Origin of the sequence: Streptosporangium sp. H16, assembly GCF_051918855.1 — a bacterium.
In the GTDB taxonomy this organism is placed as follows: domain Bacteria; phylum Actinomycetota; class Actinomycetes; order Streptosporangiales; family Streptosporangiaceae; genus Streptosporangium.
Window position 1 is genome coordinate 1 of record NZ_JBPXMD010000047.1, and the last position, 14,302, is coordinate 14,302.

Consider the following 14,302-nt stretch of genomic DNA (forward strand, 5'->3'; position numbering starts at 1 on the left):
CGCGGCTGGGACTTCGTCTCCACCGGACGCGGCGACGTGCCCTGGGAGGACTGCTTCCGCGCCCTCAACGCCATCGGCTATGCCGGACCCATCTCCATCGAGTGGGAGGACGCCGGCATGGACCGCCTCGACGGCGCCCCCGACGCGCTGGCCATCATCCGCAAGCTCAACGCCATCACCCCGCCCGCCACCGCCTTCGACGCCGCCTTCTCCTCGGACTGAACCCTCAGATCCTCGGACCGAACCCCCAGGCCGAAAACCCCGGCGGAGACCAGCCGAACTTCCCGGCTGAAATCCGCGCGGCAACCCGGTCTGAAACCCGAACCGACCCCCTCAGGGCGAACCTCCCGGGCCGAAAGTCCCGGCCCGGGATTCCTGACTGAGCTCGCTGACAGAATTTTCTTAAGTTGAGCTGCTCTGACGGAAAAATATGACCCTGAGACATATATCCGTAATATCCGCACAACGTACGATTCCTTGCACAAGCGGGTCGGACCTCCCGGCTCGACCCGCCGCGGGGTCGTCTCCTTCGTTTCAACGACCACGTATGCCCGCCGTGACATCCCCTCCGACCGGATGGCCGAAATGGTGATGTCATCGGCGCCGTCCGGCCTCGGCCGGGCGGATGAAAACCGTCATCCCCCAGGAGTCGACTCACCATAGGAGGCCAGATGCGTACGGGAGTGTGGCTGGTAGGAGCACGAGGGTCCGTCGCCGTCACGAGTGTGATCGGGGCGCTCGCGGTGCGCGCCGGTCTCGCCCAGCCGACGGGCTGCGTCACGGAACTCCCCGAGTTCGGCGGCGCCGGGCTGCCAGGTCTGGGAGACCTGGTGTTCGGCGGGCACGACATCGTGCCGACCCCGCTGGAGAAGAAGGCGGCCGCGCTGGCCGGAGCCGGGATCGTACCGGCCCGGCTGGTCGAGGCCCTGCGCGACGAGCTCGCCCGCGTCGAGGAGAACCTGAGGCAGGTGCCGCTCGCCGAGAACCAGGCCGCGACCGCGGAGCTGATCAGCGCCGACATCACCGAGTTCAGGCTGCGGCACGGCCTGGAACGGGTCGTCGTCATCAACGTCTCGACCACCGAGCCGGCCCCCGAGCCCCATCCGGCGTACACCGACCTGGAGCTGCTGGAGGCCGAGCTGGCGGTCTCCCGGGACCTGCTGCCGCCCAGCGCCCTGACGGCGTACGCCGCCTTCCGCGCGGGCTGCCCCTACGTGGACTTCACCCCGTCGACGGGCGCCAGGCTGCCCGCCCTGGACCGGCTCGCCGGACTGCTGGGGCTGCCGTACGGAGGCCACGACGGCAAGACCGGCGAGACGCTCGTCAAGTCGGTGCTCGCCCCGATGTTCGCCCAGCGCAACCTGCGGGTCCGCACCTGGTCAGGGATGAACCTCCTCGGCGGGGGAGACGGCGCCAACCTCGCCGACCCCGCCGCCAACGCCGCCAAGGCCGCCAGCAAGCAGCGGGTGCTGGGCGAGACGCTCGGCTACACCCCGCAGGGCGAGACCCGCATCGAGTATGTGGAGGACATAGGCGACTTCAAGACCGCCTGGGACCTTGTCACCTTCGAGGGGTTCCTGGGTACGCCCATGCGCATGGAGTTCACCTGGCACGGCTGCGACTCCGCCCTCGCCGCGCCCCTGGTCCTGGACCTGGCGAGGCTCACGGCGGCGGCGCACCGCTCCGGCCGCACCGGCCCGCTGAGCGAGCTGGCCTTCTTCTTCAAGGACCCGCTCGGGGTGGTGCCGCACGCGCTGGCCGACCAGTGGCGGGTGCTCCGGGAGTTCGCCGGCACCCTCGGCGGAGAGGAGCCGGTCTGATGCCGTCGCTGCGCGACCTCGTGGAGCTCGTGCGCGCCCCCGCCGCCCTGTCCGTACCCGGTGACGTCGTCGCCGGGGCCGCCGCCGGGCAGGTGCTCGGCGGCAGGACCCTCGGCCTGGCCTGCTCCTCGGTCTGCCTGTACTGGGCGGGGATGGCCGCCAACGACTGGGCCGACCGCCACCTGGACGCGGTGGAACGCCCGGAGCGGCCGATCCCGTCCGGCCGCGTGTCGCCCGGCGCGGCGCTCGGGATCGCCGCCGGGCTCACCGCCGCCGGTCTCGCGGCGGCCGGGCTCTCCGGCGGCCGCCGGGCCCTCGCGGTCGCCGTACCGCTCGCCGCCGCCGTCTGGTCGTACGACCTGGTGGCCAAGAACACCGCGGCGGGCCCCCTGGCGATGGCGCTGTGCCGGGGGCTCGACGTGCTGCTGGGCGCCACCCCGGGGCGGAGCGTCGCGGAGGCGCTGCCCTCGGCGTTCACCGTCGCGGCCCACACCTACCTGCTCACCGCGCTGTCGCGCGCCGAGGTGTCCGGCTCCGACCGGAGCCTCCCGGTGGCGACCCTGGCCGGTACCGTCGCGCTCGCCGTGGCCACCGCCCTGGGACGCGGCGAGGCGTCGTCGCGGCCGCAGACCGCGCGCGCGGCGCAGGTGGTGCGGGCCGTGCAGGCGGGCCTCACCGGCTGGTACGCCGCCAGGTTCGGCCTGTCCCAGGCCCAGGCGGTCGCCGAGCCGTCGGCCTCCCGGCTGCGGGCCGCCGTCGGCACCGGCATCGTCGCGCTGCCCGCCCTGCAGGGCGCGCTCGTCGCCCGCAGCGGCGCCACCCGCGAGGGCATCGCGGTCGCGGCGGCCGTCCCGCTCGGGCGGGCCCTCGCGAGGAAGGTGTCCCCCACGTGAGCTCCGGCAGCACCGACATCAGCACCGACACCAGCACCGGCACCGGCGCGGGCACCGGGCCGAGGTTCGGCTACGGCACCAACGGGTTCGCCAACCACCGGCTCGCCGACGCGCTCCGGGTCATCGCCGACCTCGGCTACCAGGGGGTCGCCCTCACGCTCGACCACGACCACCTGGACCCGTACGAGGAAGGGCTGGCGGGCAGGGTCGCGGCCACGGCCGACCTGCTGCGCGACCTCGGGCTCGGCGTGGTGGTCGAGACCGGGGCCCGCTACCTGCTGGACCCGTGGCACAAGCACGCCCCCGCGCTGCTGCACGACGAGCGCGAGACGCGCCTGGACTTCCTGAACCGGGCGGTCGCCATAGGCGCCGACCTGGGAGCCGAGGCGGTGTCGTTCTGGGCGGGAGTGCGCCCGGAGGCGGTCGACGAGGCCACGGCCTGGGCCAGGCTCGTCGACGGCTGCGCCCGGCTCGCCGAGACGGCCGGGGCCGCCGGCGTGCCGCTGGGCTTCGAACCCGAGCCCGGCATGCTCGTCGAGACGATCGCCGGATGGCGCAAGCTCCACGCCGAGCTCGGCGAACCGCCGGGGTTCGGTATCACGCTGGACATCGGCCACTGCCGCTGCCTCGAACCCGACCCGGTCCCCGACTGCGTCAGGGCCGTCGCCGAACACCTGGTCAACGTGCAGATCGACGACATGCGCCGCGGCGTGCACGAGCACCTGGAGTTCGGCGAGGGGGAGATCGACTTCCCTCCCGTGCTGCGCGCCCTGACCGGCTGCGGCTACCGGGGCCTCGTCGCGGTCGAGCTGCCCCGCCACTCGCACGCCGCGCCGCAGGTGGCCGCCCGATCCCTGGACTTCCTGCGTGCGGCCGCCGCAGAAGGGACGAACGCATGACCCCACGACCGAGCATCCAGACGGACGGCCTGCTGAAGGCGCTCGACCAGGAGTGGCTCGCCGGCGCGCGCGAAAGCGTCGCCGCCAAGCCCGAGAGCGTCACGCGGCACTTCGCCTCCGCGGGACGGCGCGCCGGACGGGCACCGCTGCCGGACGCACCCGGCTGGACCGCCGACGAGGCGGCGAGGGCCGTCCTGCTCGCCGCGCTCCCGCCGGACGCGGTGGCCGGGCAGGTCGCCGACCTCTACCGGTACGGCGACGCCGACGAGAAGCGCGCCGTGCTCAAGGCCCTGCCGCTGCTGCCCCTCGGCGCGGAGGCGGTACCGCTCCTGCACGACGCGATCCGCACCAACGACACCCGCCTGGTGGCCGCCGCCCTCGGCCCGTACGCCCGCCACCTCGACCAGACCATGTGGCGGCAGGCGGTGCTCAAGTGCGTGTTCATGGGCGTGCCGCTCGCCGCCGTGGACCGGCTGGAGGAGCGGGCCGACGCCGAACTGGCCGGGATGCTGGCCGCGTTCGCCGAGGAGCGAACCGCGGCCGGGCGCCACACCCCCGACGACGCGACCGCACTGCTCGGCCGCCTGACCAGTGAGAAGTCCGACCGTCCGACCAGCGAGAAGGAGGCCTGATGCGGATCTTCGACCCGCACATCCACATGACGTCGCGCACCACCGACGACTACGCCAGGATGGCCGCCGCCGGGGTGCTCGCCGTCGTGGAACCCGCCTTCTGGCTGGGCCAGCCGCGCACCAACCCCGGCTCGTTCACCGACTACTTCGACTCGCTGATCGGCTGGGAGCCGTACCGTGCGGGGCAGTTCGGCATCCTGCACCATGCCACCATCGCGCTGAACCCCAAGGAGGCCGGGGACCCGCGCTGCCGGCCCGTGCTCGACCTGCTCCCGCGCTACCTGGAGAAGGACCGCGTCGTCGCGGTGGGCGAGATCGGCTACGACTCGATGACCCCCGCCGAGGACGACGCCTTCGAACGGCAGCTCGCGATGGCCGTCGACCACGAGCTGCCCGCGCTCGTGCACACCCCGCACCGCGACAAGGCCAGGGGCACACAGCGCACCCTCGACGTCGTCGCCTCGTCCGGCATCGCGCCCGGACGGGTCGCCGTCGACCACCTCAACGAGGTCACTGCGGGCATCGTGCACGACTCGGGCTGCTGGATGGGCTTCTCCATCTACCCCGAGACCAAGATGTCGCCGCCCCGCATGGTGGAGATCCTGCGCGAGCACGGCCTGGAGCGGGTGCTGGTCAACTCCGCCGCCGACTGGGGCGTGTCCGACCCGCTGCTCACCCTGGAGACCGGCAGGGCGATGCTGGAGGCCGGGTTCAGCGAGGACGACGTCGACCGGGTGCTGTGGCGCAACCCGGTGGAGTTCTACGGCCAGTCGGGACGCCTGGACCTGTCCGAGGTCGCCGGGGCGCGGGAGGCCACGTTCGAGGGCAGTTCCATCAAGCGCGGAGGGTCTTGATGCGGCTGCGTCACCCCGGCGGACGGACGTTGCACCTCAGCTACTGCACCAACGTGCACCCGGCCGAGGACCTCGACGGCATCGTCGAGCAGCTCGACACGTACGCGGTGCCGGTCCGCGCCCGCCTCGGCGCCGAGACGCTCGGGCTCGGGCTCTGGCTGGCCGCGCCCGTCGCCGCCGCGCTCGCCGCCGACCCCGCGCTGCTGGCCGGGTTCCGCCGCGAGCTGGACGCGCGGGAGCTGGAGGTCGTGACGCTCAACGGCTTCCCCTACCGCTCGTTCCAGGACCCGGTGGTCAAGCACGCGGTCTACCACCCCGACTGGACCACCTCCGAACGGCTCACCTACACCCTCGACCTGGCGAACATCCTGGCCGCCCTCCTGCCGGACGACGCCGCCAGGGGGTCGATCTCCACGCTCCCGCTGGCCTGGCGCGACCCCTGGGACGAGGACATGGCCGGCCTCGCCATGAGCAGGCTCGACGAGCTCGCCACCGGGCTCGCCGCCGTCGAGTCCGCCACCGGCCGCGTCATCCGGGTGGCGTTCGAACCCGAGCCCGGCTGCGTGGTGGAGACCACCGGGCAGGCCGTACGTGCCCTGTCCGGCGTCGACACCGACCGGCTCGGCATCTGCCTGGACCTCGCCCACCTGGCTTGCGCCTGGGAGCGGCCCGCCGACGCGCTGCGCCAGTACGCCGAGGCGGGCCTGCCCATCGTCAAGGTGCAGGTCTCCGCGGCCCTGGAGAGCGACGACCCGGAGACCCTGCGCGAGTACGTCGAGCCGCGCTTCCTGCACCAGACCCGCAACGCGGCCGGCGACGACGCCGACGACCTCGACGAGGCGTTCGAGCGGAAGCTGCCAGGACCGTGGCGGGTTCACTACCACGTACCGCTGCACGTCGCACCGCAGGCGCCGCTCGGCACCACCGTGCCGGTGCTCCGCGAGGCCCTCGCGGAGCTGGTCGGCGGCCCCGAGCCGCTCTGCGACCACTTCGACGTGGAGACCTACACCTGGGGCGTGCTGCCACCCGCGCTGCGCCCGCAGACCCCCGAGCAGCTCGCCGCGGGCATCGCCGACGAGCTGGACTTCGCCCGCGCAGAGATGCGCGATCTGGGAGTGAAAGCATGACATCGTTGCTGGTCCTCGACGTGGTGGGGCTCACCCCGAGACTGCTGGCGCACATGCCCAGGCTGCGCGCCGTCGCCGACGGCGGCTTCCAGGCCGAGCTCGGCACCGTGCTGCCCGCAGTCACCTGCTCGGCCCAGTCGACCTTCCTCACCGGCGTCGCGCCCACCGAGCACGGCGTCGTCGGCAACGGCTGGTACTTCCGCGAGCTCGGCGAGGTCTTCCTGTGGCGCCAGCACAACGCGCTGGTCGGCGGGGACAAGCTGTGGCACGCCGCCCGGCGCGAGCGGCCCGGTTTCACCGTGGCCAACGTGTGCTGGTGGTACGCGATGGGCGCCGACGTCGACTGGACGGTCACCCCCCGGCCCATCTACCGCGCCGACGGGCGCAAGGACCCCGACTGCTACACCTACCCGCCGGAGCTGCACGACGAGCTCACCGGCAAGCTGGGCGCCTTCCCGCTGTTCACCTACTGGGGCCCGGGCGCGGGAATCGCCTCGTCCACCTGGATCTGCCGCGCCACCGAGCAGATCATGAAGGACCACGACCCGGATCTCACCCTGGCGTACGTGCCGCACCTGGACTACGACCTGCAGAGGTTCGGCCCGTCCGACCCGCGCTCGGCCGCCGCCGCCTCCGAGCTCGACACCGTGCTGGCCCCCCTGCTGGACGCCGCCGCCGCGCGCGGGACCACCGTGGTGGCCCTGTCGGAGTACGGGATCACCGACGTCTCCCGCCCGGTCGACATCAACCGGCTGCTGCGGACCGAAGGGCTGCTGGAGGTCTACACCCAGGACGGCATGGAGTATCTCGACCCCTGGACCTCCCGCGCGTTCGCCGTCGCCGACCACCAGGTGGCCCACGTCTACGTCGCCGACCCCGCCGACATCCCGGCCGTCGCCAAGCTCTGCGCGGGTCTGCCCGGGGTCGCCGAGGTGCTCGACGAGGAGGGCAAGGCCAGAAACGGGCTGGCGCACTCCCGCGCGGGGGAGCTGGTCCTCGTCGCCGAGCCGGACGCCTGGTTCACCTACTACTACTGGCTCGACGACGCCCGGCGTCCCGACTTCGCCAACCTGGTCGAGATCCACCGCAAGCCCGGCTACGACCCCGCCGAGCTGTTCTTCGACCCCGCCGCCCCCGGCGCGGCCAAGCGCAGGGCCGCCGTGGCGCTGCTGCGCAAGAAGACCGGCATGCGCTACACGATGAACGTCGTCGGCCTCGACGCGGGCGCCCGCGCCATCCGGGGCTCGCACGGCCGCCTGCCCGACAACCCCCTCGACGGGCCGGTGCTGCTGTGCTCCGACCCGTCCGTGGCCAGCGACCGGATCGCCGCCACCGAGGTGAAGGACCTGCTGCTCCAGCTGTCCCTGCGCTGAGCGGCTCCTCAACGGCGCCGCCCGCCTGTGCCTTTCACCCCCCGGGCGGGCGGCGCTCTCCACCTTCTCCTCGCACGCCTTCCGGACGGGTCGCACGTTCTCCCGACGGCGCGCGGCCGCGCATCCCGGTCGCCGGTCTCCTCGTGCCGAGGGCGCCGAGGGCGCCGTCCTAGGCGGCGGTCGCCTGCTCCGGCAGGTGGGCGCCCAGCAGGGCCAGGCAGTTGGCCCACATGGTGTCGAGGCCCTGGGTGTCGTTGTACAGCTTCGCGAAGAGCACCTGGCCCTCGAGCTGCGCGACCACGGCCCGGGCGGCCGCGGCGCTGTCGGCCACGGTGACCTCGCGGCGCTCGCGCGCCTCCTCGACGACGGCTCGCACCATGTCGACCTGGGCGTCGAAGACCTCCTGCAGGCGGACGCGGATCGGCTCGGTCCGGTTGCTCAGCTCCAGCGTGAGGTTGCCGAACATGCAGCCGGAGACGGTGCCGCACGACTCCTTCCCGGCGCGCTGCTCGGCCGCGGTCGCCTCGAACAGTCGCCGCAGCCGCTCCAGGGGGGCGCCGTCGCCGTCGAGGATCACCTTCCAGCTGTCGCGCTCCTCGGTCCACTCCTCGTCGATGACGGCCAGGACCAGGGCTTCCTTGGACTCGAAGAAGTAGTAGAAGCTGCCTTTCGGGACGCCGGCGGCCTTGCAGATCTCCGCCACCCCGAGTGCGGAATACCCGTTCAGCTCGATCAGCCGCTGAGCGGTGGTGAGGATCTTTTCCCTGGCGTCACTGGTCCGTCCCATATGACAAGTGTACGACCGGTCGTCTATGTTTTCCACTAGACCGGTCGTCTATAAACGGAGGGTAATCATGAGTCATCCGATGCCTGTGATCCTGGAGCGATGGAAGGCCGCGTTCGACGGCCACCGGCCGGACGCGATGGCCGAGCTGTTCACCGATGACGCGTTGTTCCTGGGCTTCCTCCCGGAACCGGCGTCCGGCAGGGAGGCCGTACGCGCCTACTACGCGGCCGTCCCGCCCGGCCGCACGGCCGAGGCGAGGATCCTGCACACCTACTCGCTCGGCGAGACGGCGGCGGGCGGCTTCGCCGCCGTGACGTTCCGTGGTGGCGACGAAGGCGATGTGCCGGTGAACCTCTCCCTGGTTTTGGTGCGTGAGGGTGACACGTGGCGCATCCGGCACTACCACGTCTCGCGCGTCCTCGATCGGTAGCCGGCGCGCCCGCGGAGGCCCGGTTCCGGGGCCGGGTCTCCGCCGCCTCCCAGGTTTGACGAATACTAGACCGGTCGTCTACGTTGAAATAGTAGACCAGTCGGCTAGTAAGGAGTCATCATATGAACACGCAGGAGCAGAAGGTCGCGATCATCACCGGGGCCTCCCAGGGCATCGGCGCCGGCCTGGTCGCCGCGTACCGCCGGCTGGGTTACGCCGTCGTCGCGACGTCGCGCTTCATCGCGCAGCCCGAGGACCCGGAGATCCTCGCCGTCCGGGGCGACATCGCCGACCCCGGCACCGCGGAGAAGGTCGTCGACGCCGCGATCGGGAAGTTCGGCCGTCTCGACGCCGTGGTCAACAACGCCGGGATCTTCATCGCCAAGCCGTTCACCGACTACACCGACGACGACCTCGCGATCTACCTCGGCGTGAACCTGACCGCGTTCTTCCAGGTCACCCGGCGGGCCGTCCCGCACCTGCTGGCCCATGGCGGCGGCCACATCGTCAGCATCACCACCAGCCTGGTCGACCACGCCAACTCCAACGTGCCGTCGGTGCTCGCCTCGCTCACCAAGGGCGGCCTGCAGTCGGCCACGAAGTCGCTCGCGGTCGAGTACGCCGGCCGCGGCCTGCGGGTCAACGCGGTGTCGCCGGGCGTCATCCGGACCCCGATGCACGCGCCGGAGACGCACGAGGCCCTGGCCACCCTGCACCCGGTCGGCCGCCTGGGCGAGATCCCCGACGTCGTCGACGCCGTGGTCTACCTGGAGAACGCGCCGTTCGTGACGGGCGAGATCCTGCACGTCGACGGTGGCCAGAGCGCCGGTCACTGACCTCTTCCGGCGAGACCCCGGCGGGGGTGGGGGCCTCTCTGGGAGGGCTGTTCCCGGCCCGCGCCTCTGGGGCCGGGGTTTTGGGGCCGGGGTTTTGGGACGGCTTCTGGGGCGGCGGCTCTGGGACGGCTTTTGGTGCCGCGGCGCGCGGGTCGGCGGCTTTGGGACGGCGGCGAGCGGGGTGGCGCACCCGTCAGGCGCGGGCGGCCAGCTCGTGGTGACGGATCACCTCTTCGATGATGAAGCGCAGGAACTTCCTGGCGAACTCCGGATCGAGCTTCGCCTGCGCGGCGAGCGCCTGGAGCCGTTCGATCTGCGCCGCCTCCCTCACGGGATCGGCCGGGGGGAGCCGGTGGGCGGCTTTCAGCTCACCCACCTGTCTGGTGCACTTGAAGCGCTCCGCGAGGAGGTGGACCAGTGCCGCGTCGATGTTGTCGATGCTGTCGCGAAGATCTCGAAGGCGGGCGAGGGTCGGATCGGCGTCGTGCCGGTCGTCCTCGAGAGACTGGTCGTCCATTCGCTTCTCGCCTCCGCTCGGGTCGGTGGTGGAGTCTGTCGTCCCGCCTCGACGGGCCTCGGCGGGCCGGAGGTCTCCCGGCGGGCGCGACCACGCCGGCCGGGCCAATCGGGTGACCGGTGAAGATTACACCCGCGGGCGCGGCGGGACCGTGACCGGGCCGCCGGGCCGTGTCCGCGAGGGCTACCGCGCCCAGGCCTCGCGGCCGGTGGTCACATCGGCGCCGGTGCGCAGGGACTCCTCGATCGCCAGGCCGATCAGGTGGTCCTGGCAGCCGTCGGCCAGGGAGTAGGGCTCCGGGGCCTCACCCCGGCACCAGGACGTCATCCGGCACAGGAGCGAGACGACGGCCAGATCGTCCTCGGAGAAGTGCGCGCCCCGATGGTCGTTGCGGTAGACCACGCGCCCGTCGAAGCTGATGTGGTCCAGCTCGCGGCCCTCCAGGTTCAGGTCGATCCCGGTCTGGCGCCGCATGAGCCGCGACTCCACCGGAGTCCTCGGGTCGGCCAGGCGCACCACGCTGTCGTCCACGATCTCTCCCAGCGATCCCCGGACGACGACGCGCCGGGCGCGCAGCGGGTTCCACCACTGGTTGTCGGTGAAGTCGTAGAGCCCCATCCCCTCGGCGAACTCCAGGGTGGCGATCGTGGTGGCCGCCTCCTTCGGCGTGGAGTCACCCGTCCAGCCGTCCCTGGACAGCGGGTCGGCCAGCGGGGCGGTGAACGAGCGCGCCGTCACCGTGGTCTCCCCGAAACCGGCCCCGAGCAGGTGCCGGATCAGGGACACGGCGTGGTACAGGTGCGTCGAGGAGATCTGCGCGGAGGTCACCTGCCCGATGATCCCCTCGCGGACGAGCGCGAGCCTCGCCGCGTGTCCCGGCATGTACGAGTACTGCTCGGCGACCTGCACCAGGCCGCTGGATCCGACGGCCGACCACAGGTCGCGCAGCCCGTCCAGGTCGGCCGCCGGGGGCGTCTCCGCCAGCACCGGCACGCCGAACCCCACCAGTTCCTTCGTCACCTCCGGGGTGACCGGCCACGGCACCGAGGGAATGACGAACTCGGGACGTTCGGCGGCGAGCATCTCCCCGACGGAGCGGAACGCCGGCACGCCCCAGGCGGCCTCGACCTCGGCGCCGCGCTCCCGCGACCTGGTCACCACGCCGGACACCGACAACCGCCCGGGCAACTGCCTGGCCAGGCGGACGAAGAACTCCGAACGCCATCCGCTGCCGACCAGGCCGAAACGTCCTGCTGACTGTGAGGTCATCACACTTCCTTGAAAGGGGGGCGTTGTCAGCCCGTCGGGTGGCGGTCGCGGCGGGTGCGGAGCTTGTGGCGGTTGCCGCAGCGGTCCATCGAGCACCAGCGCCGCGCCCCGGGGCGGGAGGTGTCGAGGAAGAGCAGGTAGCAGCGCTCGCCCCCGCACATCCTGATCCGGTCGAGGGCAGGGCCGCCGAACACCTCGACGGCGTCGCGGGCCACCGCGGAGAGGAACTGCGCCCCGGTCACGGGGGAGGCCCAGCCGCGATCCAGGGCGGGGCCGATGACCGGGACGGGCGGCGGCGCGGCGGCGGCCTCGTTCAGCGTGGCGAGATCGGCCTCGGAGAAGGCGCGCGAGCCCGTGGCGGCGGTCGCGGCGAGCCGTTGGACGGCGGCGCGCAGGCGGAGGGCGGCGGCGAGGTCGCCGGGGGAGACCTGGACGAGGTTTCCGAGCCCCGCCCTGGAGTGCGGGATCCAGGCGGCGAGGTCGCCGGGCGTGTGGAGCCGCTCCCATTTCGAGAGCTCCCCCTCGCCTCCGGTGACGAGAAGCTCCAGGCACAGCGTGCCGGCGTCGAACCTGAAGCGCTGCCCGTCGAGCGGGGTGAGCTCCATACCGGTTGCCAGGGTCATGGATCGAGTGTAACACTTGACACCGGTTAAACCAGTGTCAACGAGAGGGAGCGTGACGATGAGCCCTGAGCGTGAGCAGGCCGAGCGTGAGCTGATCGAACTGTCTGAGCGGGCCTGGGAGGCCAACAGGAACGGCGACGCGGAGTTCTACGACCGCTTCCTCACCGAGGCGCCGCTGAGCGTGTCGCAGTGGGGGATCGTGGACGACCGGGAGGCGATCCTGAAGGGGTTCGCCGAGAACCGCAACCCGTACACGCGCACGGACCTGAGCGACCACCGGGTGACCGTGCTGAACGACGGCGGCGCGACCCACACCGCCACCGTGGAGATCGACGTGCTAGTCAACGGCACGGACAAGCAGACCATGAGAATCTTCGCCACCACCGTGCTGACCCGCCGCGACGGCGAGTGGAAGGCCGCCCTGTTCCAGATCACCCCGGCGCCCGCCGGGTGAGGCGCGTCCCGGTCAGGTGATCATCGAGGTGACGCGGCTCCACGAGCGGTTTTCGGTAGCGTGCCGCTTCAGATGCCATTCATGTCGTAAATGGCAATCCTCCGAAATAAGGATATTCGCCAAGGTGGATTTCTCCGGCGGTGTGGGCGAATCGCCCACACCGCTCCAGATTCACCGCGCGAGCAGCGGGAGCGCCGGGAAGGTGTGGTCCTGCCACAGCAGCCGCGAGGTCTCCTCCGGGTAGGCGGCCACCGTCGACGGCGTGTCGAAGAGCTGTGCGAGGCGGTGGCCGGCGTCGTACAGGGGCCAGCCCGGGTCGCCGTGGGCGGCGAACGCCGTCCACGCCCCGCGGATCCGCGCGGACAGCTCCTCCGCCACCGGGGAGGGCTGGTCGCCGATCAGCATGGCGGGCTGTCCGCTGCTCAGGTTGCCGAAGACGAGCGGCACGTCCAGGCCGTGGCAGGCGCCGAGGGCACCGCCCAATCCCGGGGCGGGCCAGGTCAGCTCGTAGAGGTGGGCCCGGCCGCCGCCGGCGATCTGCGCGTCGGCGAGGTGGAGGCTCGGCATGCGGAACAACCAGTCCGCGTTGACCAGCTCGTACAGCTCCTCGTCGGACGCGGCCGGGAACGCCCGCCGGTATCGGCGCGCGCCGTCAGGGCCGGGGGCGAGCATGCGCAGGGCGGTCTCGGCCTGCTCGTGCGTGACCTGGCCGAGCACGCCGTCGATCAGGCTGAACAACCGGTGCTCGTCACGGGTGTGCCCGACGAGAAGCCCGACGTCCCGGGCGGCGCCGTCGGCCAGCGCCTGCCAGGGGGCCGCCGGCAGGACGTCACCGTCGACGACCGGTGCGAACGGGATCGGCCGGTGTGTGATCTGCCCCCAGCGCTCCCGCCACTGGACCGTCTTGGCGAAGACCGCGTCGCCCGCGGCGGGCAGCCGGTCCGGGGCCACCGCCGACAGGCCGGACACCGTGGGCCGTACCCCCAGCTCGGCGGCGCAGGCGGCGGCGATGTCGGCGGCGAGCTCGGGGGAGAAGAACGTCCCCGGCACGCTCTGCGCGACCGCCCGGTGGAAGAGCCCTGCGGCGCGCGGCATGGCGAGCAGCGCGGCGACCGATCCGCCACCCGCCGACTGGCCGAAGATCGTGACCCGGTCCGGATCGCCGCCGAACCCCCGGATGTTGTCCCGCACCCACCGCAGGGCCGCGACCTGGTCGAGCAGCCCCCGGTTGGCCGGGGCTCCGCCGATCTGCGCGAACCCCTCGACCCCGAGACGGTAGTTGAGGGTCACGACCACGGTTCCGCTCCCGGCCAGGTGCCCGGCGTCGTATTCCGGGAGGCTGGAGTCGCCCATGGCGTAACCGCCGCCGGGGATCCACACCATCACCGGGAGCCCTGCCGCCGGATCCGGTTCCGGTGTCCAGACGTTGAGCGTCAGCCAGTCGTCGCCGGCGGTGTCCCGGGACACCCCGAGCACGCCGGACTGCGGGGGTGGCGGGCCGTACGCGACCGCCGGGCGCACACCGTCCCAGCCGCGCACCGGTTGCGGCGCGGCGAAGCGGAGGGGGCCGACCGGCGGCTCGGCGAACGGGACGCCGCGGAAGACCGCCAGGCCCGCCTCCCGGCCGCCGCGCAGGACGCCGGCCGCCGTGCGGACCTCCGGCTCGGACTCGGACGACTTGCTCGATGCGGTGACGGCCATTTCGCGGTTTCCTCCCCGTGCCGGCTCGGTCGAGCATCCCAGCGCGCGCCATCCGCGGGCAAAGCATTTAGGACGCGGCCCGCATGA

16 protein-coding genes are annotated in these 14,302 nt (G+C 72.4%); 11 read left to right on the plus strand and 5 right to left on the minus strand.

The window, feature by feature from the left end; genetic code table 11:
- The 8 genes from ACTOQ2_RS39795 to ACTOQ2_RS39830 all read left to right on the plus strand — a co-directional run.
- On the plus strand, positions 1-222 hold a 222-nt coding region (locus tag ACTOQ2_RS39795; protein WP_440106558.1), incomplete at its 5' end, for a sugar phosphate isomerase/epimerase family protein.
- A gap of 449 nt (positions 223-671) precedes the next feature.
- Positions 672-1,820, plus strand: a complete 1,149-nt coding sequence (locus tag ACTOQ2_RS39800; protein ID WP_440106560.1) for an inositol-3-phosphate synthase — start codon at positions 672-674, stop codon at positions 1,818-1,820.
- Positions 1,820-2,713 (plus strand): SCO3242 family prenyltransferase, encoded by an 894-nt coding sequence (locus ACTOQ2_RS39805; RefSeq protein WP_440106563.1) that lies wholly within the window; start codon positions 1,820-1,822, stop codon positions 2,711-2,713. Before ACTOQ2_RS39800 ends, ACTOQ2_RS39805 begins: the two co-directional genes overlap by 1 nt.
- Positions 2,710-3,612, plus strand: coding sequence for a sugar phosphate isomerase/epimerase family protein (locus tag ACTOQ2_RS39810; RefSeq protein WP_440106564.1), 903 nt, complete (start codon positions 2,710-2,712; stop codon positions 3,610-3,612). Before ACTOQ2_RS39805 ends, ACTOQ2_RS39810 begins: the two co-directional genes overlap by 4 nt.
- On the plus strand, positions 3,609-4,244 hold the full coding sequence (locus ACTOQ2_RS39815) for an EboA domain-containing protein (RefSeq protein WP_440106565.1): 636 nt from the start codon (positions 3,609-3,611) through the stop codon (positions 4,242-4,244). The genes ACTOQ2_RS39810 and ACTOQ2_RS39815 overlap by 4 nt, the downstream gene beginning before the upstream one ends.
- Positions 4,244-5,098: a TatD family hydrolase gene (locus ACTOQ2_RS39820; protein ID WP_440070222.1), complete on the plus strand. Its 855-nt coding sequence runs from the start codon at positions 4,244-4,246 to the stop codon at positions 5,096-5,098. The genes ACTOQ2_RS39815 and ACTOQ2_RS39820 overlap by 1 nt, the downstream gene beginning before the upstream one ends.
- Positions 5,098-6,225 carry a metabolite traffic protein EboE gene (eboE, locus tag ACTOQ2_RS39825; protein ID WP_440106567.1) on the plus strand — a complete coding sequence of 376 codons (1,128 nt, stop codon included), beginning with the start codon at positions 5,098-5,100 and terminating at the stop codon, positions 6,223-6,225. The genes ACTOQ2_RS39820 and eboE overlap by 1 nt, the downstream gene beginning before the upstream one ends.
- A complete protein-coding gene (locus tag ACTOQ2_RS39830; protein WP_440106568.1) occupies positions 6,222-7,598 on the plus strand; it encodes a nucleotide pyrophosphatase/phosphodiesterase family protein in 1,377 nt (458 codons plus the stop codon). The genes eboE and ACTOQ2_RS39830 overlap by 4 nt, the downstream gene beginning before the upstream one ends.
- 169 nt (positions 7,599-7,767) lie before the next feature.
- Here the strand turns inward: ACTOQ2_RS39830 and ACTOQ2_RS39835 are convergent, their stop codons facing one another.
- Positions 7,768-8,385, minus strand: a complete 618-nt coding sequence (locus ACTOQ2_RS39835) for a TetR/AcrR family transcriptional regulator (protein WP_440106570.1) — start codon at positions 8,383-8,385, stop codon at positions 7,768-7,770.
- A gap of 67 nt (positions 8,386-8,452) precedes the next feature.
- Here ACTOQ2_RS39835 and ACTOQ2_RS39840 point away from each other — a divergent pair, with 67 nt between their 5' ends.
- A complete protein-coding gene (locus tag ACTOQ2_RS39840) occupies positions 8,453-8,815 on the plus strand; it encodes a YybH family protein (protein ID WP_440106572.1) in 363 nt (120 codons plus the stop codon).
- 122 nt (positions 8,816-8,937) lie between these two features.
- Positions 8,938-9,651: an SDR family NAD(P)-dependent oxidoreductase gene (locus ACTOQ2_RS39845; RefSeq protein WP_440106573.1), complete on the plus strand. Its 714-nt coding sequence runs from the start codon at positions 8,938-8,940 to the stop codon at positions 9,649-9,651.
- 193 nt (positions 9,652-9,844) lie between these two features.
- On the opposite strand, the gene ACTOQ2_RS39850 is transcribed toward ACTOQ2_RS39845, so the two are convergent.
- The 3 genes from ACTOQ2_RS39850 to ACTOQ2_RS39860 all read right to left on the minus strand — a co-directional run bounded on the left by ACTOQ2_RS39850 (position 9,845) and on the right by ACTOQ2_RS39860 (position 12,060).
- Positions 9,845-10,168: a chorismate mutase gene (locus ACTOQ2_RS39850; RefSeq protein ID WP_440106575.1), complete on the minus strand. Its 324-nt coding sequence runs from the start codon at positions 10,166-10,168 to the stop codon at positions 9,845-9,847.
- Positions 10,169-10,351: 183 nt separating this feature from the next.
- On the minus strand, positions 10,352-11,437 hold the full coding sequence (locus ACTOQ2_RS39855) for a Gfo/Idh/MocA family protein (protein ID WP_440106577.1): 1,086 nt from the start codon (positions 11,435-11,437) through the stop codon (positions 10,352-10,354).
- A 26-nt stretch (positions 11,438-11,463) separates the two neighbouring features.
- Positions 11,464-12,060: a CGNR zinc finger domain-containing protein gene (locus tag ACTOQ2_RS39860; protein ID WP_440106580.1), complete on the minus strand. Its 597-nt coding sequence runs from the start codon at positions 12,058-12,060 to the stop codon at positions 11,464-11,466.
- Positions 12,061-12,118: 58 nt separating this feature from the next.
- Between ACTOQ2_RS39860 and ACTOQ2_RS39865 the strand changes: the two genes are divergently transcribed.
- Positions 12,119-12,514 (plus strand): nuclear transport factor 2 family protein, encoded by a 396-nt coding sequence (locus ACTOQ2_RS39865; protein WP_440106582.1) that lies wholly within the window; start codon positions 12,119-12,121, stop codon positions 12,512-12,514.
- Between the two features lie 171 nt (positions 12,515-12,685).
- Here the strand turns inward: ACTOQ2_RS39865 and ACTOQ2_RS39870 are convergent, their stop codons facing one another.
- Positions 12,686-14,215 (minus strand): carboxylesterase/lipase family protein, encoded by a 1,530-nt coding sequence (locus ACTOQ2_RS39870; RefSeq protein WP_440106584.1) that lies wholly within the window; start codon positions 14,213-14,215, stop codon positions 12,686-12,688.
- Positions 14,216-14,302 lie beyond the last annotated feature (87 nt).